The sequence below is a fragment of the Sulfitobacter undariae genome, from assembly GCF_014196805.1.
Classification (GTDB): Bacteria; Pseudomonadota; Alphaproteobacteria; order Rhodobacterales; family Rhodobacteraceae; genus Sulfitobacter; species Sulfitobacter undariae.
The window spans coordinates 196,569-215,060 of the sequence record NZ_JACIEI010000003.1 but is presented as its reverse complement, the minus strand read 5'-3'; the positions used below and the strand labels follow the sequence as shown (position 1 = coordinate 215,060).

General features: G+C 55.3%; 20 protein-coding genes. 9 read left to right on the top strand and 11 right to left on the bottom strand.

Features of this window, described 5'->3' with window-relative positions; genetic code table 11:
* Entirely contained in the window at positions 1–435 is a 435-nt protein-coding gene (locus tag GGR95_RS06840) for a hypothetical protein (protein ID WP_184564140.1), read from the top strand.
* Positions 436–497: 62 nt separating this feature from the next.
* Here the strand turns inward: GGR95_RS06840 and GGR95_RS06835 are convergent, their stop codons facing one another.
* Complete coding sequence (locus GGR95_RS06835) at positions 498–956, bottom strand: hypothetical protein (protein ID WP_221384749.1); 459 nt, start codon at positions 954–956, stop codon at positions 498–500.
* Positions 957–1,575: 619 nt separating this feature from the next.
* On the opposite strand from GGR95_RS06835, the gene surE reads away from it, so the two are divergent.
* The 3 genes from surE to GGR95_RS06820 all read left to right on the top strand — a co-directional run bounded on the left by surE (position 1,576) and on the right by GGR95_RS06820 (position 4,320).
* A complete protein-coding gene (gene surE, locus GGR95_RS06830; protein WP_184564138.1) occupies positions 1,576–2,361 on the top strand; it encodes a 5'/3'-nucleotidase SurE in 786 nt (261 codons plus the stop codon).
* Positions 2,358–3,023, top strand: coding sequence for a protein-L-isoaspartate(D-aspartate) O-methyltransferase (locus GGR95_RS06825; RefSeq protein ID WP_184564136.1), 666 nt, complete (start codon positions 2,358–2,360; stop codon positions 3,021–3,023). Before surE ends, GGR95_RS06825 begins: the two co-directional genes overlap by 4 nt.
* 61 nt (positions 3,024–3,084) lie before the next feature.
* On the top strand, positions 3,085–4,320 hold the full coding sequence (locus tag GGR95_RS06820; protein WP_184564134.1) for a peptidoglycan DD-metalloendopeptidase family protein: 1,236 nt from the start codon (positions 3,085–3,087) through the stop codon (positions 4,318–4,320).
* Between the two features lie 50 nt (positions 4,321–4,370).
* On the opposite strand, the gene GGR95_RS06815 is transcribed toward GGR95_RS06820, so the two are convergent.
* From GGR95_RS06815 to tatA, 4 genes are read right to left on the bottom strand one after another with little or no spacing between them, the layout of a single operon-like run.
* Positions 4,371–5,213 carry an ATP-binding protein gene (locus GGR95_RS06815; RefSeq protein ID WP_184564132.1) on the bottom strand — a complete coding sequence of 281 codons (843 nt, stop codon included), beginning with the start codon at positions 5,211–5,213 and terminating at the stop codon, positions 4,371–4,373.
* Entirely contained in the window at positions 5,210–6,145 is a 936-nt protein-coding gene (tatC, locus tag GGR95_RS06810) for a twin-arginine translocase subunit TatC (protein WP_184564130.1), read from the bottom strand. Before tatC ends, GGR95_RS06815 begins: the two co-directional genes overlap by 4 nt.
* A complete protein-coding gene (gene tatB / locus GGR95_RS06805) occupies positions 6,142–6,621 on the bottom strand; it encodes a Sec-independent protein translocase protein TatB (protein WP_184564128.1) in 480 nt (159 codons plus the stop codon). The genes tatC and tatB overlap by 4 nt, the downstream gene beginning before the upstream one ends.
* Before the next feature lie 5 nt (positions 6,622–6,626).
* Positions 6,627–6,848, bottom strand: a complete 222-nt coding sequence (gene tatA, locus GGR95_RS06800) for a twin-arginine translocase TatA/TatE family subunit (protein WP_184564125.1) — start codon at positions 6,846–6,848, stop codon at positions 6,627–6,629.
* A 176-nt stretch (positions 6,849–7,024) separates the two neighbouring features.
* Here tatA and GGR95_RS06795 point away from each other — a divergent pair, with 176 nt between their 5' ends.
* On the top strand, positions 7,025–7,690 hold the full coding sequence (locus tag GGR95_RS06795; RefSeq protein ID WP_184564123.1) for a helix-turn-helix transcriptional regulator: 666 nt from the start codon (positions 7,025–7,027) through the stop codon (positions 7,688–7,690).
* 10 nt (positions 7,691–7,700) lie between these two features.
* On the opposite strand, the gene GGR95_RS06790 is transcribed toward GGR95_RS06795, so the two are convergent.
* The 6 genes from GGR95_RS06790 to GGR95_RS06765 form a co-directional block, all read right to left on the bottom strand.
* Positions 7,701–8,057: a Lin0512 family protein gene (locus GGR95_RS06790; RefSeq protein ID WP_184564121.1), complete on the bottom strand. Its 357-nt coding sequence runs from the start codon at positions 8,055–8,057 to the stop codon at positions 7,701–7,703.
* Positions 8,054–8,401: a Lin0512 family protein gene (locus tag GGR95_RS06785; protein WP_184564119.1), complete on the bottom strand. Its 348-nt coding sequence runs from the start codon at positions 8,399–8,401 to the stop codon at positions 8,054–8,056. Before GGR95_RS06785 ends, GGR95_RS06790 begins: the two co-directional genes overlap by 4 nt.
* Positions 8,402–8,415: 14 nt before the next feature.
* On the bottom strand, positions 8,416–9,501 hold the full coding sequence (locus GGR95_RS06780) for an ABC transporter ATP-binding protein (RefSeq protein WP_184564117.1): 1,086 nt from the start codon (positions 9,499–9,501) through the stop codon (positions 8,416–8,418).
* A 38-nt stretch (positions 9,502–9,539) separates the two neighbouring features.
* Positions 9,540–10,895: an SLC5/6 family protein gene (locus tag GGR95_RS06775; protein ID WP_184564115.1), complete on the bottom strand. Its 1,356-nt coding sequence runs from the start codon at positions 10,893–10,895 to the stop codon at positions 9,540–9,542.
* A gap of 100 nt (positions 10,896–10,995) precedes the next feature.
* On the bottom strand, positions 10,996–12,117 hold the full coding sequence (locus tag GGR95_RS06770) for a DNA alkylation repair protein (RefSeq protein WP_184564113.1): 1,122 nt from the start codon (positions 12,115–12,117) through the stop codon (positions 10,996–10,998).
* A 12-nt stretch (positions 12,118–12,129) separates the two neighbouring features.
* Complete coding sequence (locus GGR95_RS06765; RefSeq protein ID WP_184564111.1) at positions 12,130–12,909, bottom strand: SDR family oxidoreductase; 780 nt, start codon at positions 12,907–12,909, stop codon at positions 12,130–12,132.
* A gap of 136 nt (positions 12,910–13,045) precedes the next feature.
* Here GGR95_RS06765 and GGR95_RS06760 point away from each other — a divergent pair, with 136 nt between their 5' ends.
* The 4 genes from GGR95_RS06760 (at position 13,046) to GGR95_RS06745 (ending at position 18,463) form a co-directional block, all read left to right on the top strand.
* The gene (locus tag GGR95_RS06760; RefSeq protein WP_184564109.1) at positions 13,046–14,056 is read left to right on the top strand and encodes a Hint domain-containing protein; all 1,011 of its coding nucleotides are present in this window, start codon (positions 13,046–13,048) and stop codon (positions 14,054–14,056) included.
* Between the two features lie 102 nt (positions 14,057–14,158).
* The gene (locus GGR95_RS06755) at positions 14,159–15,778 is read left to right on the top strand and encodes a peptide chain release factor 3 (protein WP_184564107.1); all 1,620 of its coding nucleotides are present in this window, start codon (positions 14,159–14,161) and stop codon (positions 15,776–15,778) included.
* Positions 15,779–15,781: 3 nt separating this feature from the next.
* Complete coding sequence (locus GGR95_RS06750) at positions 15,782–16,732, top strand: glycosyltransferase family 2 protein (RefSeq protein WP_184564105.1); 951 nt, start codon at positions 15,782–15,784, stop codon at positions 16,730–16,732.
* 123 nt (positions 16,733–16,855) lie between these two features.
* Positions 16,856–18,463, top strand: coding sequence for a DEAD/DEAH box helicase (locus GGR95_RS06745; protein WP_184564103.1), 1,608 nt, complete (start codon positions 16,856–16,858; stop codon positions 18,461–18,463).
* Positions 18,464–18,492 lie beyond the last annotated feature (29 nt).

Genomic DNA, 18,492 nt, shown 5'->3' with positions numbered 1-18,492 from the left:
ATGCCCACATTGGCCGAAACCCAATTGAAAGAATTGACCGCATGGCTTGTCGCGTCTTCGCAGGATGAACGAACCCCGTTGGGGAACGACTTCATTCGGCACGACGCCTACGGGCAGCTTGTGACCGTCGGCCTTGATGATCCTGCGCCCGACCTGTCTGCGGCTATCGCCTTGGGCTGTCTGCCCTTGCTGGTAGTCCATGACGTGCCCGCAGCGACCTTCACAGCGATTGAGGGTCAAGCCAAGCTAGACGAACGGGCGCAGCACGTCACATGGCTGTCAGGGGCCGCGATACACGACCCGTTGCGGGGCTTCCCGGCCTGTCATGTGGTTCGCGTCGCCGACGGGCAGACCTTGCGCCAAGCGGCTGTTGCGCGGGGCATTGACCCCGACGCCGACCGCTTGATTGTGGGCTTGGCTGCAGCCTGTTTCTAACGATCTTCCTTGGGCCACTTGGAAGCTAACTGCCCCGGTTGCTGCGAAGCGCCGGGTTTTTTTTAATTGAAATTTACGTCGTTCGCTGAAAAAGTGCTGTCTATCGAATTTGCTTCGGATGGTGCGTTTGATTCAACTGCATTGTAAAGGTCATCGTCAAAGCGGCCTGTAATCCGAGCGTATTCAATCGTATGAATCAACTCTATCCTTTTTGCGTGGTGACCTCCGAAATGGCTTTCCAAGTCATAGAACCCTAGTTCATCAAATTTTTTGTCGCGCCACCGTTCATCAATATAGTCCAGAACTTCGTTCATAAATTCAGCGGAAACGGCGTAAGCATCCTTGAAAGGGTCTTCACCATGTGTTTCGCGCAAAATCACTTCATGAAACACGGGCGCAAGACGGTTTTCGTAAGCAAACGCTAGGGCGTCGTCAAACCGTTCTGGGTTTTGCGTGTAACCAATCAAAAAGCCCTGTCGTTTAAGTTCGTAGATTGCTCGAATATCCATTTTTGGTTCCATCAAATTGTTGTTGTGATTTATCGCCGTTACTCTTGAGAAGAGATGGTAAGTGAAGCCAATGAAAACAAGCGGAAAACTACCAAAATTGGGCACTTCCAACCTTTATTTTAAGTTGACTGTCGAAATGCTATTCTTCAACAACGTAAAAGTTGTTCTCGTTCTGCGGGCAGTTTTCCCGAAGAAGGTAGGCGCAACGCTTCAAAGAACCGTCATGGGTTCCCGCGCTTTGTTCGGAATGTCCGCAACGGTCGCAAGTTACTTCGACCCCATCAACAGAACCGCCGTAATCTCCGTCTATATCAGTATAGCTTGTAGTCGTCGTTACTTTCACCGTGATGCCCCCCTGTTTTGACGAACTATGAAGCGCAACCGCAGGATTGGGCAAGGGAAAGATACCAGAATGCGTTTCAGAATATTTGTGGGCACCGTAAAACCAATAAAATCAGGCCAACAGGGCCACATTAGAGCTTTCTTCGGTTTACGTTGAAAAAAAGTTCGGCGATAAAGGGGGACCATCTGGCTAGGCCGATGCAACCGTCAAAATTGTGAGTATCAAGGTGAGTATCAACGCAATACCTTTGCCGCTAAAACAAATTAAATCAAGAGGTTAAGTAGCAAAGTGCGTATTCTGATCACAAATGACGACGGTATTAATGCACCGGGGCTGAAGGCTCTGGCAGGCATTGCAGAAACACTGGCAGGACCGGATGGCGAGGTCTGGACAGTTGCGCCAGCCTTTGAGCAATCAGGCGTTGCCCATTGCATCAATTACACCAAACCAACACTGATCACACAGCTTGGCACACGCCGCTATATGATTGAAGGCAGTCCGGCTGATTGTGTACTCTGCGCCCTATATGACCCCATGAAAGACGCCCGTCCCGACCTGATCCTGTCAGGCGTCAACCGTGGCAATAACGCATCTGAAAACACGCTCTACTCCGGTACAATCGGCGCCGCAATTGAGGGCGCTTTGCAGGGTGTTCCTTCTGTCGCTCTGTCCCAGTACTTTGGCCCCAATAACAACGGTCTGGACGACCCCTTTGAAGCTGCCGCGCAACATGGCGCAGACGTCTGCCGCCGCATCCTGTCGCAAAAAGAAAATGATGCAAATGGCTATGGGTTGTTCTGGAACGTCAACTTCCCGCCCATCGCTGCGACCGAGGTCAAAGGCATTCGCCTCGCCCCTCAAGGCCGCAGACCTGGTGTGAATTTTTCAACCATCCCGCATGTCTCCCCGAACGGGCGCAGGTTCTTGTGGATTGCTGGCGGTGACCAACACACGCCCCCTGCACAAGGCACCGATGCCGCAGTGAACCTTGACGGCTATATTTCTGTCACGCCCATGCGTGCCGATCTTACAGCCCACGACGCTTTTGATGGCATTTCGGACCTCAACACATGAACGAGCTGCCCGACGACAGGCCAACAGATGCAGAACGCAAGATGCAGTTCCTCTATGCGCTGCGTTCAAAGGGCGTGACGGATAATATTGTCCTGAGCGCCATGGAGGCGGTGGACCGCAGCCCCTTCATTCGTGGCATCTTCTCCGAACGCGCCTACGAAGACATGCCACTGCCCATTGCCTGTGGTCAGACGATCAGCCAGCCCTCGGTTGTGGGCCTGATGACCCAAGCTTTGGAAATCAGCCCCCGTGATAAAGTACTCGAAATCGGAACGGGGTCTGGCTATCAGGCGGCAATCCTCTCCAAACTGGCCCGCCGCGTTTATACGATCGACAGGCATCGCCGTCTTGTTCACGAAGCCCGCGCCGTGTTTGAAGCGATGGACCTGACCAACATCACCGCGATTGTCGCCGATGGCAGCTATGGTTTACCCGAACAGGCCCCGTTTGACCGCATCATTGTGACCGCTGCCGCCGAAGACCCCCCCGGCCCATTGCTGGCCCAACTCAAGGTCGGGGGCATTATGGTGTTGCCTGTCGGCCAATCCGACACAGTTCAGCACCTTATTCGTGTGCGAAAAACCGCCGATGGGCTGGAATATGATGAAATGCGCTCTGTTCGCTTCGTTCCCTTACTCGAAGGGTTGGGCAAAGACGCATAATATATGTATAAGCGACCTAATTCTCGGGGATACGGGATCGGCAGTGACAAGGACTCTTTCTATGACATTAATGAACACGCGCGTTTCGCTACGTCTTTCCCTTATGATTGGCGTTGCCAGCATCACACTTGCAGCGTGCCAAAAGCCGCTGGATTTTGACTTGCGCGGTGCCAGTGGCGGGTTCACCACAGCCGATGCAGCCCAAGGGCAGCTTGCCACACGCCCCCTGCCCGATAACCGTGGCGTGATCTCCTATCCCAACTACCAAGTCGCAGTCGCCCGTCGCGGCGATACACTGGCCACTGTGGCCGCGCGCGTTGGTCTGGATACTGCGACATTAGCAAAATACAACGGCATCGATCCAAGCGTCACCCTGCGCAAAGACGAAATCATTGCACTGCCCTCTCGCGTGGCGGAACCTTCGCCCGCAACCGGTGCCTTCAGCACGGGGCCTATCAAGCCTGTAGACATCTCATCCGTCGCAGGTGGTGCGCTTGACCGTGTGCCAGCCACACCGGGCGTGCAAACAACTGCATTGGCCCCTGTTGCATCGGGCCAAACAGGTAAAGAGCCTGTCCGCCACAAAGTAGAACGCGGCGAAACAGCCTTTACCGTGGCGCGCCTTTATGGCGTTCCTGCCAAAGATCTGGCCGAATGGAACGGCTTGGGATCTGATTTTGCTATCCGCGAAGGACAGTTCCTCCTGATCCCTGTCGCCTCACAAAACCCACCAAAGGCAGCACCAGCACAAACCGCAGTGCCGACAACCACCCTACCGGGAGCGGGTTCCAGCACGCCAACGCCGCCGTCTGCAGCCAAACCATTGCCTGCGGAAAAAATCGCACCTGCCGCTGCAGCAACCACCGCGACAGCGGCCGAAAAAGCTGCGCCAAAGCCTGCTCCGAAACCGGTGGCAGACGTTGGTAAAACCACAAAACCCGCCGCGACGGGCAAATTGGTACGCCCTGTAAGCGGCACAATCATCCGCGAATATTCCAAAGGTAAAAACGAGGGCATCAACATCAAAGCAGCCCCCGGTACATCGGTAAAAGCGGCTGATGGTGGCACTGTTGCAGCAATCACCAAAAGCGCGGATGGCGTGCCGATTGTTGTGGTACGTCACCCGAACAACCTGCTGACGGTTTATGCTAACGTTGCGGATGTTTCAGTCGCCAAAGGCGATAAAGTTTCACGCGGGCAAAGCATCGCCAAACTGCGCAGCGGTGACGATTCTTTTGTACACTTCGAGGTCCGCAAAGGCTTCGACAGCGTCGATCCGAACCCCTATTTGAACTAAGTGAAAAAAACCTGTCGGCGTCCTATACAAGGAGCGCCGACAGCGATGCCTTATTGCAGAGAAACGCCTTTGCGCCCTGCAAGGTCCGTAAAATACTGCCAAGCCACACGACCTGATCTGCTGCCACGGGTGGCCTGCCACTCAATCGCTTCGGCGCGCAATGTGGCGTCATCAATCGCGACCCCATGCGCATCACAATAGCCACGGATCATCGCCAGATATTGATCCTGATCGCAGGCATGAAAGCCCAACCACAGACCAAACCGATCCGAAAGGGATACTTTTTCCTCAACCGCTTCGGCAGGATTGATCGCTGAACCACGTTCGTTTTCAATCATGTCACGTGGCATCAAATGGCGGCGGTTAGACGTGGCATAAAGCACGACATTTTCAGGCCGCCCCTCGATCCCGCCATCCAGAACCGCCTTGAGCGATTTGTAATGCGCATCATCATGGCCAAAGCTCAGATCATCGCAAAACAGGATAAAACGCTCAGGCGCGCCGCGTAGGAGGTTTAGCAAACGTCCCACTGAGGGTAGGTCTTCGCGTTGCAATTCAACCATCTTCAGCGCAGGAAACTCGCCTTGCAAGGCACCGTGTATTGCTTTGACAAGGCTAGATTTCCCCATACCCCGTGCGCCCCATAGCAACGCATTATTTGCGGGCAATCCTGCCGCGAATTGCGATGTGTTTTGCAGCAAGGTGTCGCGCGTGCGCTCTACCCCCAGCAGCAATGATAGATCAACGCGGGATACTTTCGCGATAGGTTCCAGACGGTCCGGTCCTGTGTGCCAGACAAAGGCCGAGGCCGTTGTAAAATCAGGGGCCGCCAAAGGCGCCGGAGACATCCGCTCCAGCGCCAGTGCAATACGGTCCATAGGATCATCAATCATTTATCGCGGTCCTCAACGTCTGTGTCTTCAACAATCGGGCTGTCATTCTCCATCTCATCGGCCATGGCTTCAAAATCAGCAGCGATGTCATCCTCGTCGTAAAAACCATCTTCGCGCAGTTGCTTTTCACGTTTGGCATCAACACGTGACACAAGGAAAATCGAGATTTCATAAAGCCCGTAGACCACAACAAACAAGATCAACTGCGTCACAACATCAGGCGGCGTCACCAATGCGGCCAGCAACAAAATCCCTACCAGCGCGTATTTACGCACGTTGCGCAGGCCTTCGGCTGTGACCAGCCCCGCCTTGCCCATCAGCGTCAACAGCACAGGCAATTGGAAGCACAGGCCAAAGGCGACGATCATTTTCAACGTGATATCAAGGCTTTCATTCACCTTACCGTTGAACACAATGTCGATACCCGAGGTCTTCACCTCACCATTCGCAAGCATCGCAGACAGGTAAGACGCCGCATCCGAGAAGCCGAGGAAGAACTGCATCGCCAGTGGCACAACCACATAATGCGCAAAGGACGCCCCCAGCAAAAACAGCATCGGAGATGCAATCAGAAACGGCAAAAACGCATTCTTTTCGTTTTTATACAAGCCCGGTGCCACAAACCGCCAAAGCTGTGTCGCGATCACGGGAAAGCTAATGGCAAGCCCGCCAACCATCGAGATGCGAATCAACGTAAAAAAGTATTCTTGCGGTGCGGTATATTGCATCACAGGGTTCGGATTACCCAGATTGCGCATGGTTTGTTCAATCGGGACCAACAGGAAATCAAGGATCGCACTGCCGAAAGAAAAGCAGATGATCATCCCGACCACAAAGGCCAGAACAGAACGGATCAGCCGCGTGCGCAACTCGGCCAGATGTTCGATCAGCGGGGCGGCGCTGTCGTCAATATCGTTATCGCTGGCACTCATGTATCTGCTTTCTTCACATCAGGCTTCTGCGCCAAAGACTCTTGTAGCGATGCTTCCAGCTCGTCGGCCTTTTCCATCGCCTCTTGGGCTTCACGCGCTTTGCGCTCAGCCGCCGAGCGCGCTGTGCTGGCCTGAATGCGTTTCACATTTTCGGCCCGCTCTGCTGACAATTTGGTTGTCTCGCTGGGGGCTTCGATATCCACCAGACCTTTGGTCGCGTCTTTGACACCGTCCATCGCCGTGCCAATTGGGTTGGTCGCCGCCTTTAACGATTTGCTGAGGTTGCTTGAGACTTCGCGCATGCCAGATTCGTCAGCCGCATCATTCATGGCGCTGGAAAATTCCCGCGCCATGCCTTTGGCCTTGCCGACAAACTGGCCCACGCGGCGAAACATCACCGGTAGATCCTTGGGGCCCACGACGATCAACGCCACAACCCCCACCACCAGCATTTCGGTCATGCCAATATCGAACATGGGCGTTACACCTTGTCCTTGGTATCAACTTCGGGCTGCGGGATGTCAGCAACGTCATCCGCTTTGTCGTCTTTCAACTGCTGCTCACCCTCGTTGATGCCCTTTTTAAAGCTGGTGATGCCTTTGCCCACTTCGCCCATCAAAGACGAGATTTTGCCACGTCCAAAAAGCACCAATACAACCACCGCGATCAGCAGCAGGCCCGGCAAACCAATATTATTCAGCATGTCATTCATCCTATCAAAGAAAATATGCCTGCTCACAACGCAGGATTTCACCATTTGGAGTAGCAAAAACCATACGCAGCAAAAACCGGAAACACATGATTTTGCGCTGCTCGCTCGCAAGTTTGATGCCGATTTTCGGTCTTGCCGCGCACAACTGACAGGTTTATGTCAGTATCATGTCGCGATCTGACCGCCTTTTTGATATCCTGACCATCCTGCGGGACGGAAATTTGCATACGGCCAATGCGCTGGCCCGGCGGATGGATGTCTCTGTGCGCACACTATACCGTGACATGGACAGCCTCGCGGCTTCGGGTGTGCCCGTCACAGGCACGCGCGGCACGGGCTACCGTCTGAACCACACCATCACCCTGCCCCCGCTCTCGCTGAGCCAAGCCGAGTTGGAGGCGCTGGAATTGGGGTTGGCCATTGCGGCCGAAGTCGCAGATCCGCAAATGCGCAGCGCTGCCAATAGCCTGTCGGATAAACTGGACGCTGTGCTGCCGCAAACCGCAGTGGCACAGGCAGACGCGTGGAAATTCGCAGCCTCGGCGTTTTCCGATCCTGCAAAGGGGTTGTCACAAATCCCGACCCTACGCGCCGCGATCAAAGCGCGGCAAAAATTGCGGATCACCTATACCTCTGGCAATGGTGCCGTGACCTCACGCTCGATACGCCCCCTGCATCTTGAGTACTGGAGCCGCATTTGGACCCTGACCGCATGGTGCGAACTGCGAAATGCTCACCGCGTTTTCCGGCTGGACCTGATCAACTCTGCCGAGGCTCTGCCCCAACTGTTCAGCGACGAGGCAGGTAAAACCTTGGCGGACTACGTCCCTTAGTTCTTTGGCCTTAGTCTTTCAGCGCCCATCCCGTTTGCGGCGGTAAAAACGCCTCAACGCTGGCTTGGGCCACGACAATCGTCTCGCCGTTACTGGACACATTTAAACCACCGTGCACCGCACGCACTTCAGCCTGTCCGCGTGGCAAAGTCGCCCGCAGCGCGTCCAGATCCAGCGCGTCAGGCTCTTGCACCGCAACGGTCACCTGTACCCGCATCGCGTCGAAAGGCAGTTCCAGCACCCCAAACATCGGCAAGGATGAATGGCGCAAGGCGTCTTCAATCGCACGTTTGGCGGCTTTGGTGTAATCCATACCGTGCAGGTCATTGCCCATGCCCATTTCGATGATCACCCGTTGTTCGGTCATGAGCGTTTCTCCATGTCAAATCCAACGGATAGGGCCACATTCGCCATGATTGTCGGATTGCCCGTGCCTTCGGGGCGCGGCACGTCCAGCCCCCCCTTCACGATATTCACCGTCACATTGCCATAGGGGAAAACAGCGCGCAGCACATCTGCGTCAACCTCATCGGGCTTTTGTACTCCCACATCGAGGGTGATCTGCATGTCTGCTTTGTCAAAGCCGAACAGCTCTGCCAGATTGATCGAGTTATGCCAAAGCGCGTCTTTGACTGCGCGCTCGGCTGCTTGGGTATAGTCACCGCGCCGCAGCGACGTGCCCATACCGAATTCCACCAACAGCTTTTGCATCACAAGTCCTCGCTTTAGGCGTCCACTGGAAAGACGAAACATTTATCGCGCCTGATGGTCAGCCACATCACCGTGCCGCGTGTGGGCATAAACACATTCGGCACTGTGGCATTCACCAATGTACCATCGTGGTCCATGCGGAATTCTACAAGGCTTTCATTGCCCATAAACCGCGCCCGTTCCACAACAGCGCGGGCGGGTGTGCCATCTGCCGCAGTGGGCAGAGGGCCTTTGCCTGCGCGGTCAAAATCAATGCGCACGTGTTGGGGGCGAAAAACGATATCAACAGCAGTACCATCCGGCACACCGGGGGCAAGGAACCGCCCGAAAGCCGTATGCGCCAGCGCTCCAGTGACATCTGCCCGCACCACATTCGCATCCGAGAAAAACGAGACCGAAGCGCGATCAATCGGACGGGTATAGACGTTATACGGCGCGCCTTGCTGCACGATCTTGCCATCCCGCATCAGTGCAATTTCATCGGCCATGCGCATCGCCTCGTCTGGTTCATGGGTGACCAGCAAAACGGCGGTGTCTTCCTCTTTGAGGATGCTCAATGTTTCATCACGGATACCATCACGCAGACGATTATCAAGGCCGCTAAACGGCTCGTCCATCAACATGATGCGCGGACGCGGGGCCAGTGCACGCGCCAATGCAACGCGCTGTTGCTCGCCGCCCGACAATTGATGTGGATAGCCATCAATAAAGCGGATCAGGTCCACGCGCCTAAGCAGCTCTTCCACCCTTTCGCGTTTAGATGCCTTTGTACCCGTCAATCCATAGCCCACATTGTCGGCCACACTCAGATGCGGAAACAGCGCGAAATCCTGAAACATCAGACCAATCTCGCGCCGCTCGGGTGGCACGCGGAAAACCGTGTCGCAGATCAGCTTGCCATCCACGTGAATGGTGCCGCTGTCTTGCATCTCAACCCCAGCAATCATGCGCAGGGTTGTCGATTTGCCGCAGCCTGACGGCCCCAGCAGGCACGTCACCTGACCGGGTAGGATTTTCAGGCTCACATCATCCACCACCGCACGCCCTTCAAAGCTGCGGCGCAGGTTGCGGATTTCTAGGCGGGGTGTCTGGCTGTCCATGACTGGCTTATCCGATCATTTTTATCGGATAGCAGCTATCAGCCACGCCGCGCCCCTGCAAGCACCGCCGCAAAGCCCGTAACAAGAACAAGAGCACAAATCAGCAAAAGCTGCTCATATTTATGGCCAGCCATCAGCCAAGGTGTCACCATATCCCAGCCACGGGCAAAATAGACCAACGCGCCAATCATAGCCGCCGCAAAGGCCACCAGATAGGCCCACAGCGCAATCTGCCGCCCTATCACCAAACCCACAATCAAAACCGGCGTCAGGAACATAGAGGCCGTGCCACTAACCGCCACCGCATCAAACAAGGTCGCATTTCCCCAAAGCGTCAGCGCCGCCCCCACCAGCGTAAAGCCCAACATAACCACCCGCCCTGCTAACAGGTTACGTGGCAAACCGCCCTCTTCCACCACCAGCCGCGCCGCTGAGGATAGCGCCGAATCCAGCGTGCTCAACGCCGATACTAGCAGCGAGATCATCAGCAAGCCAAACACCCAAGCGGGAAACATCGCGGCCCATGTGCCGATCAACTCGCCCTCGTAAGCTGCGCCGACCAGCCCCGCCTGAATACCGAAAAATCCAAAACCGATGATGCACAGCGTGCTGATCCAGAACGCATGAAGAAAGGAAGCGCGTGTGGTGGCGGGATCGGCGATGAAGCCTCGGTCCATCATTACCGGATCATGGGCCGGATAGCTGAACACTTGCAGCGCCGCCACGGCCAGCAGCACCCAACCATTATAGCCACCTGATACGCCTTGGGCGGTCACCACCGCTCCCAAATCGAATTCCGAGCTGACAACCAAGGCTGCAAATGCCACGCCAAACACCCCTAGAAATACCAGCATTTGCACGACATCAGAACGCAAAGCCGCGCTCAGCCCGCCCCATGCCGAATAGGCCAACCCCAGCAACGCCACCGCGCAGATCGCCGCCGTACCACTGCCCGCCAGCACCGCGTTAAAGATCAGCCCTACCACCAGCAGGTTGGCAAATACTTCCGAGAGCAACCGCAAACCGATCACAAAGTTATAACAGCCTTTGCCAACTGTGCCAAAGCGCACCGCCAGCCACGCCTGTACCGAAGTGGCTCCGCCAGCACGCAACCGCCCGACAATAAAGCCCCCCGTCAGAAACGAAGCGTAATAGCCAGCATAGGCCAGCGTACCGGCAATGCCGTAATAATACCCCAAAATCGCGGCGTTCATCAGGCTACGGGCGAAAATCCATGTGGTGACTTGGCTCAGTACCAAAACCCACAGATGCGGCGCGTGACCGTTTTCAGTCTGCCCGCCGTAAAACCCCTCAACACTGGCTTGGCGCGGCGCGGCCAAGAGAGAGGCCGCGACAATCAGGCCAAACACGCCAATCAAAATAACAGGTTGCATCGCGTTTCTCGCTCTCGTTCCAGTTTGGAACAGAGCTATGTCAGGCGCCCCCTTTGCGACTAGGCAAAAAGCGGAAGCTGTCGCAAACGTGATGTGTCGTTTACTCTGTCAGGTCAAACACCGCGCTTGCAACATCGCGGCCATTCACCTGCACCATAATGCTATGCGCGCCCGAATGCAGCGTGAAGGTTGTTGCGCCACCTTTGAACTTATGCGCTTTTTTCAGCACAAGCGGCTTGCCCGCCACGATCTGTCCTACCTTCAGCTTGAACACCTTCTCCGCCTGCTTGCCAGAAGGGCGGGAAAATCCGATGCGGTAATCGACCAGAACAGGCAAATCAACGTCACTATTCAAGCTCACCTCAAAGCCAAGCGCGCCGCCAATCGGAACCTGCGTTTGCCCTAAAACGATCTGCGCAGTGACGGGCGCATCAGCACTATATCCCAACGCAGTCATCGCACCTGAATGACCTTGCTTAATCAAAGTGCGCAGCGCGTGGCGCGTCATCCAATCCAGTTCATTCGCACCCTGCTTGCTTAATCTACCCCATGAGGAAAGGGTTTCAATCACCTGATCTGGAACAACTTTACTCAAGTCATTAAGATGGTTCGCAACCGACCGCGTGACAAATCGGGCGCGGTCTGCATGCAAGCTATCCAGTAGCGGCAAAGTTTGCTCTGGCGTCAATCCGACGTTCTGGGCCCACGGCAAGCGCGGGCGCGTGCCCTCGCTAACCAGTCGGCGAACGTGATAATTATCATCCTGCGCCCACACCGCCAATTGCGCTAAAGTCTCCTCTGGCCACCGGTTGAGGAAGGCACGGATATAAAACTCCATCGAGAAGCGCTGGGTGGCTTCATACAGCACTTCCATCGCGCGAGCACGGTGATCTTCCAGCCCGTGCCGCGCCACAAGGATGCCGTGAACGCCGTGTCTGAAATGGCCAAAATCATCATCCACTTTGGCCGGATCAAGCGGCGCTGGCAAAGCCGCCAACAACTGATCCGCCATGGTTGGGAAATCATCCGCCAGTTGCCCCTCAAGACAATCGGCCATCCACTCCATCCGTGCCATCAATTCCCTCTCGGGGAACCCTGTCAACGCCTCTGAGGTGAAACGTGCTGCGTCGAAGTCAGGCACACCAGCAGCAAATTCAGCCGCCAGTAGCCCCACCGTTTCAGGATTAAACAGGTGATCCTTGAGAGAGAATTTTTCGGCCATTTCAGTGCGTCCTTACATAGTGATGTTGGTTGCACCACCGTCAAGCAGAATGGATTGCCCCACGATGAACCCCGCATGGGTAGAGCACAAGAAGGCACAGGCAGCGCCGAATTCGTCCCGTGTGCCATAACGCCCTGCAGGAATGCCTGCTGCGCGTTCGTCGCGTGCCTGCTCCAGCGTGATACCTTTGGCCTTCACCACCCCGCCGTCCAACGCATCAGCGCGGTCGGTTGCGTGAATGCCTGGCAGCAGGTTGTTGATGGTCACACCTTTGCCCGCCACCTGACGCGATGTGCCCGCCACATAGCCCGTCAGACCCGTACGGGCAGAGTTGCTAAGCCCCAGCACACCAATAGGCGCACGTACGGATTGCGACGTGATGTTGACCACACGCCCCCAACCACGGTCCATCATCGCAGGCACCAGCGCCTTAATCAGCGCGATCGGTGCCAGCATGTTCGCATCCAGCGCCTTAATGAAATCCTCACGGTCCCAGTCCGTCCACATACCGGGAGGGGGTCCACCGGCGTTATTTACCAAAATATCAACACCTTGCGACGCATTGATGACAGCTTCCTGCCCCTCGGGAGTGGCCACGTCTGCTGCAACGGTGACGATGTTTACGCCATATTCCGTGCGCAGCCGTTCTGCTGACGCCTCAAGCGCCTCTGCGCCACGTGCATTCATCACCAGATCGACACCCGCTGCTGCAAGTGCTTCGGCACAGCCCAAGCCCAAGCCTTTGGACGATGCACAGACCAGTGCTTTTTTGCCTTTAATTCCAAGATCCATAGTATCTCTCCCTCACTATTTCCCCAATTGCTACCCCAGCCATTCAGCATGTGCCAGCAAAACACCGCAGCATTGACCGCGACTTGCCACAATTTTAAGATAGCACAAGAAAAACTAGACCTCACAAGGCTTTCCCATGTCCACAGGCCCTCAATCATCGCAAAGCGTACCCGTCTATGTTGCCGACCAGATTCGCGCAACGGATGGTGCGAACATGGGGGATCTGATTTCATTTGCGAGCGAGTTGATCCTAGATGACGTCTATGAACTGAGCTTTGACGCCCAGCCCGCGCGGCTGTCGTTGATCGCACATGACGATGCCAGTTTTGGCATCGGATTGGATACCACCGTGGGCACCCCCGGCGCCATCGTGCATCTGGATAGCGCATTGACGTTTATGTCCCCCGACGGCAGCATGACCGACGCGGTGCTCATGGTCGAAGTCGATGACTTGGGTCACGTTAACCAGATATTCCTACTGCCCTTCAGCACCTTGTCCCCTAAGGTCGAATACCGTCTTGTCGGGATCGACAGCGAAAATGCACTCAGTAAATTCGCCCAAGTGGCCTGCGTCAGCTTTACCCGTGGCACCCAGATCACCATGGCCTCTGGCGAACAGCGCGCTGTTGAAACCCTAGCCGTTGGTGACCGCGTTCTCACCCGTGATGACGGCGTGCAAACATTGCGCTGGATCGGCACCTCGACGACCCGTGCCGTGGGAGATTTTGCTCCTATTCGCATCGCTGCCGAAACGCTGAACAACAGCGCCGACCTATTGGTCAGCCCCGATCATCGGCTTTTCATCTATCAACGCACCGATGAACTGGGCGCTGGACGTGCTGAACTGCTGTTCAAGGCCCGCCATCTGGTGAACGGCACAACCGTGACGATCGAAGAAGGCGGTTTTGTTGATTATTTTCAACTGCTGTTTGACAGCCACCAGATCATTTATGCCGAAGGCATCGCTGCCGAAAGCATGTTGATCAACAGCCGCACACGCGCCGTTCTACCCAGCGACCTATCGCAAAGCCTTGGGCGACATGTACCTGGGCACTCTGACCTACCGCATGCGGGACAGGATGTGCATGAAGGGCTACTCAACCGTCCGGACGCGGCGGACCTACTCAAAAAGGCCTCTGGTCACTGAGACTTGCTTTGGCGCGTATGTAGGGTATGAGTAGCGGCCAAATATATTATGTGGCAAATGCCCTCGCAGCGCGCCAAAACTACATCAGGAACATCTTTTAAAATGCTGGATAATAACAACAATCGCCCCGATCTTCCGTTGGAAATTGCGCGGCGGCGTACCTTTGCAATTATCAGTCACCCTGATGCCGGTAAGACGACACTGACAGAAAAGTTCCTGTTGTTCGGGGGGGCGATCCAGATGGCGGGTCAGGTCCGCGCCAAAGGCGAAGCACGCCGCACGCGCTCTGACTTCATGGCAATGGAAAAGGATCGCGGGATTTCCGTATCGGCCTCTGCCATGTCATTTGACTATCAAGGCAAAGAAAAGAACTATCGCTTTAACCTCGTGGATACGCCTGGTCACTCGGATTTCTCCGAAGATACTTACCGCACACTCACGGCAGTGGATGCCGCTGTTATGGTGATCGACGGTGCCAAAGGTGTCGAGAGCCAAACCCAGAAGCTGTTCGAAGTTTGCCGCATGCGCGACCTTCCCATCTTAACCTTTTGTAACAAAATGGACCGCGAGAGCCGTGATGTTTTCGAAATTATTGATGAAATCCAACAAAACCTCGCAATTGACGTGACTCCAGCCAGTTGGCCCATTGGGGTGGGCCGGGATTTTGTCGGTTGCTACGATATTCTGCGCGACAGGCTGGAGTTGATGGACCGTGCCGACCGTAACAAGGTTTCGGAGAGCATCAAGATCGAAGGGCTGGACGATCCAAAACTGGCCGAACATGTGCCTGCCAATCTTCTTGAGAAACTCAAAGAAGATCTGGAAATGGTACGCGAGCTGATGCCGCCACTGGATGCCGAATTGATGGCCGAAGGCTCGCTCACCCCTATTTGGTTTGGCTCGGCGATCAACAGCTTTGGCGTCAAGGAATTGATGGACGGGATTGCGATGTTCGGCCCTGAACCGCAAATCCAAAAGGCACAACCGCGTGAGATTTTGCCCGAGGAAAAGAACGTCACAGGTTTTGTTTTCAAAGTTCAGGCGAACATGGACCCGAAACACCGTGACCGCGTTGCCTTTGTGCGGCTGGCCTCTGGGCATTTTGAACGCGGGATGAAGCTTACTCATGTGCGAACCAAAAAACAGATGAGCATTACAAACCCCGTGATGTTCCTTGCCGCAGACCGCGAGTTGGCTGAGGAAGCATGGGCTGGCGACATCATCGGTATCCCCAACCACGGCCAATTGCGCATCGGTGATACGCTGACCGAAGGCGAAGCGCTGCGCGTTTCTGGCATCCCCTCCTTCGCACCTGAACTGTTGCAAGGCGTGCGTGCAGGTGATCCACTGAAATCCAAACACCTTGAGAAAGCCTTGATGCAATTCGCCGAGGAAGGCGCTGCCAAAGTATTCAAACCCGCCTTCGGGTCGGGCTTTGTTGTGGGGGTTGTCGGGCAGCTTCAGTTCGAAGTGCTCGCCAGCCGGATTGAGCTGGAATACGGGTTACCTGTGCGTTTTGAGCAGTCCCAATTCACCTCGGCGCGTTGGGTCAATGGCCCTAAAGCAGCGGTAGATAAATTCACCGAAACCAACAAACAGCACATCGCAACCGATCACGATGGGGATATTGTTTACCTGACACGGTTACAGTGGGATATTGACCGCGTGGACCGCGACTATCCTGATGTTAAGCTGACCGCGACAAAAGAGATGATGGTATAACACATGGCAACTTGGGGCATCGTCGCAACGATCAAGGCTGATACTCCTGCGATCTTGCGCTTTGTCGCCTATCACCTAGAGATGGGCGCGCACCGTATCTACATCTATCTGGATGCGCCTTGCCCGGGCGCGCAACAGGCGTTGCGCAACCATCCCAACTGCCGCGTGGTCCTGTGTGATGATGCTTATTGGCAGAGCAGGAATGGCAAACGGCCTGACATGCACCAACCACGTCAAACCATGAATGCCACCCGCGCCTACAATCGCGCCAAGGATGTCGATTGGCTAATGCATATGGATGTGGATGAATTTCTGGTCTCGGAGGGTCGGGTCGCATCCCATCTGGCCACCCTCCCCGATCACATCAAATGTGCACGCGCACGGCCAATGGAACTGCTGGCAGGGGGTGATCCGCAGGTTGATGCCGCGCTCAAGACGTTCATCCCCGCAGATGGAAAACGCGAACAAATTGTATCAACGCTTTATCCCACCTTTGGCCAACACCTAAAAGGCGGCTTTCTAAGCCATATCGCAGGCAAGATCTTTGTCCGCACAGGTATCAAAGGCCTTAAATTTCGCATCCATAACGCGTTTCTTGACGGTGAAAGCAATCCTGATCAAATTGAGATCCCTCAGTTCCATTTGGCGCATTTCCACGCCACGGATTGGGCAAGCTGGTTTGATCACTTCAAATACCGTTTTGAACAGGGGTCGTATCGCGCCGATCTGGGGCCTGCACGCAGCCGCGCACGTGGGGGGATCACAACACATGAACTGTTCACCATGTTAATGGAAGAAGCAGGCGAAACGGGCATTCGCGACTTTTTTGACGAAGTCTGTGCCGATACCCCCGCGCTGCGCGCAAGCTTGGACAGCAAGGGATTCCTGTATCGAACAGTGTTCCCATTTGACACAGCCTTGGCCAAACATTTCCCAGACTTCGCAAATATTTGACGCTTGGCTCACAACTTGCTATGCGCAAGATAGATATGTCGCGGCTTTCGCCGCCCTTTGGGCCATGCTGGCCGATGTAGATGCTGCCGCGGGCCAAGATGTGTCCGCAACTAACGGATACACATGACAAAATTTACTGATCTAAACCTGAACCCCAAGGTACTGAAAGCCATCGAAGAGGCTGGGTACGATACGCCAACACCGATTCAGGCAGGTGCTATTCCTCCTGCCCTTGCCGGCCGCGATGTTCTAGGGATCGCCCAAACGGGCACAGGTAAAACCGCCAGCTTCACGCTTCCTATGATCACCATGCTGGCACGTGGCCGCGCACGGGCACGGATGCCGCGCTCTCTTGTGCTCTGCCCCACCCGCGAATTGGCCGCACAGGTTGCTGAAAACTTTGACACATACGCAAAGTACACCAAGCTAACCAAAGCACTGCTGATTGGTGGCGTATCGTTCAATGAACAAGACAAGCTGATCGACAAAGGTGTGGACGTTCTGATCGCTACGCCCGGTCGCTTGCTGGACCACCATGAACGCGGCAAACTGATCCTGACCGACGTTAAGGTTATGGTTGTGGATGAAGCCGACCGCATGTTGGACATGGGTTTTATCCCAGACATCGAACGCATCTTTGGCCTCACGCCCTTTACCCGCCAGACGCTGTTCTTCTCTGCCACCATGGCCCCCGAGATTGAGCGCATCACCAATACGTTCCTGAGCAACCCTGAACGCATCGAGATGGCCCGTCAGGCCACCACCTCGGAGAACATCGAGCAAGGTGTGGTCATGTTCAAAGCCTCGCGTAAAGACCGCGAAGCAACGGAAAAGCGCAAACTGTTGCGCATGTTGATCGAAGCCGAAGGCGACAAATGCACCAATGCAATCATCTTTTGTAACCGCAAGATGGATGTCGATGCGGTTGCAAGCTCTTTGAAAAAATACGGCCATGATGCCGCGCCGATCCACGGCGATCTGGACCAAAGCCAACGTACACGTACGCTGGACGGTTTCCGTGGCGGCGAACTACGCTTCCTCGTGGCCTCAGACGTGGCGGCACGTGGCTTAGATGTGCCATCCGTAAGCCATGTGTTCAACTTTGACGTGCCTAGCCATGCCGAAGACTATGTGCACCGCATTGGCCGTACAGGTCGCGCAGGCCGTGATGGCAAAGCAATCATGATCTGCACAGTGCGTGACGAGAAGAACTTTGAAAACGTGGAGCACCTTGTTCAAAAGGAAATCCCACGTTTGGAAAACCCGATGGCAACAGCCGCCCCTGCGGAAGAAAAACCAACCGAGGTCAAGAAACCTCGTGTCTCTAGGGCAAAAACCAACGATGAGGCTGCTCCAACGGATAAGCCCAAGCGCACACGGACGCGCACACGCAAGCCAAGTGCGGCAGCACCTGCCCCTGAGGCAGAGACCGCTGTAAAAGCAGAGGCACCTATCGCTGCCAAAGTAGAGCCTGAAGCGGCAAAGTCGACACCTGCGGTAAAGGCCGAGACCGCGCCAGCGGCTGCACAAGAAGGCCAATCAGAACGCCGCGCACCGCGCGCGCGTAACAACAACAACAACAACAACAACGGTAATAACAACGGTAATAACAACAACGGTAATAACAACCGCCGCAATGACAACCGCGGTGGGGGCAACCAAGTTGTTGGCCTTGGCGATCACACGCCAACGTTCATTGAACTGAGCTTTGCGGACCGTCCAAAAGACTAATCCCCGATAGAGGGGCCAGCAGCCAAAAA